Raw genomic sequence first — 1646 nt, 5'->3', positions numbered from 1 at the left:
GATGACCGCTCCATTGCCGACTATTTTGAGCGCACCATCGCCACCGGAGCCGATGCCAAAACAGCCGCCAACTGGGTAATGGGCGATATCGCTGGCTATCTCAATGCGGAAAAACTGTCCATTGACGATATCAGCCTGACCCCTGAAGGCCTGGGTGAGATGGTCAACCTGATCACCGCTGGCACCATTAGCAACAAAATCGGCAAAGATCTGCTGCCCACCCTACTCAAAAAAGGCGGTTCCCCCAAGGCCATCGTCGAAGAGAAGGGGCTGGTACAAATTTCTGACCCCGCCGCTATCGAGGCCATCATTGATGAGGTCATGGCGGCTCACCCCGACGAACTGGCCAAATACCGAGCTGGGAAGAAAAAGCTGCAAGGCTTCTTTGTCGGCAAGGTCATGAAGCAATCGGGCGGACGGGCCGATCCCAAACTGACCAACCAGTTACTGGGCAAGAAGCTAAATGGGTAGCCTGTTTTTTAGCTTGGTCAGTAAGTGCTATTGTCCAGTAGAGTAGACAGCGCCTCGTATCCAAGTTATCTATCTAGCGATTGACACCCTTCATCCCGGTTTCATCTATGTAAACTTCTGACAAGATTCCAAGAAATATCGAAAAGGGGGTTACACCCCACACCCCATCCGTGGCATACTATGTTAAGTAGATGCACCCTGATGGTTGGAGAGCTTATATGCTCTCCATTTTTTTTGGCTTCATTTCCACCAGCCCTCCCAGGAATCTGCTTTAAATCGCTACAGAGGTTAACAGAGAACACTTTTAGGTATATTTCTCGGTTAGGATTTAACTATTCCTAAAGGTTTCACTGAGAGTGCCTGGGTTGTTAGGCATTTCGTGGTGAGGCCTAACTGATGACCGGATATCTCTCAACTACAGCCATGAGTTATAACTTTGATATTGTCGGAGTCTCTCCCGTTTGGAACTTTTTTAAGCACCAGCAATATGTAGAGCAGTCGCCCCAACGCAGCTGCGCCTATGTGGGCAGCTATGAGTGCACCCTGGATGGGTTTATTGAGGCGACGTCGCTAATCTATAAAAAGCCAGACTGGGACTGGGATACGGTAGTCAGCGAGATCGTTAACTTTTGGCTGACTACGGGTGAGCATGTGGGCCAATGGAAAAAGGAACTGGCTCAGGCCGAGGAAACCAGCCTAATTGTGGGGCGGGTGGCCAATTTTAAACGGTTGCGCTCAGAGTTTGAGGGGTTAGTTTGAAGCTAGGGTTGACCTATGCGGCTAGCTCCAGGGGTTGTTTAGTCATCGTCAAGGAGTCTAAGGCCTGTTTTAGGTCTGCGGTCAACTGCATGGCCTGCCGCTTGGCCGAACCTGATGATAGGTAGTGCTCTACAGCTAAGGGCTGGCCAATGCGAACTTCAACACTGCTGCCTAAGCTAGGACGAGGGCTATCGTAGTCGAGATATATGGGCAGAACTTTCACACCGAGATTAGGGGTGGATTGTTCTGCCTGTAGTGCTAGCCTGGCTAGGCCAGGCTTGAGTCGCTGTACTTGCTTTTCGCGAAAAATATCGCCTTCGGGAAAAATGACGAGGGTTTGTTGATTTTGCAGCAGATGTAAACCGTGGCGTAGGGTTGCGATCGCAGGTCTCCTCACATCCACCGGAAACCCACCC

Annotated in this window: 2 protein-coding genes and 1 pseudogene; 2 read left to right on the top strand and 1 reads right to left on the bottom strand. The window is 50.6% G+C overall.

The features are described 5' to 3' along the window. Together IQ260_RS30435 and IQ260_RS30430 are read left to right on the top strand one after the other, a co-directional pair. Window positions 1-471 (top strand): annotated as a pseudogene (locus IQ260_RS30435) (Asp-tRNA(Asn)/Glu-tRNA(Gln) amidotransferase subunit GatB); the annotation flags it as partial. 396 nt (window positions 472-867) lie between these two features. After that, window positions 868-1230, top strand: coding sequence for a hypothetical protein (locus IQ260_RS30430; protein WP_228016574.1), 363 nt, complete (start codon window positions 868-870; stop codon window positions 1228-1230). Between the two features lie 13 nt (window positions 1231-1243). On the opposite strand, the gene IQ260_RS30425 is transcribed toward IQ260_RS30430, so the two are convergent. After that, window positions 1244-1646: lysophospholipid acyltransferase family protein (locus IQ260_RS30425; RefSeq protein WP_193996777.1), on the bottom strand; the 403-nt coding region annotated here is incomplete at its 5' end.

It is taken from the genome of Leptolyngbya cf. ectocarpi LEGE 11479 (assembly GCF_015207065.1).
Taxonomy (GTDB): domain Bacteria; phylum Cyanobacteriota; class Cyanobacteriia; order Phormidesmidales; family Phormidesmidaceae; genus Leptothoe; species Leptothoe ectocarpi.
Note: the sequence above shows the minus strand (reverse complement) of the source record. Positions and strands in the feature narration are given on the sequence as shown.

Excerpts from the sequence above, each read along its gene's own strand:
- IQ260_RS30430 (WP_228016574.1), top strand. The coding sequence starts at position 868 with ATGACCGGATATCTCTCAACTACAGCCATGAGTTATAACTTTGATATT.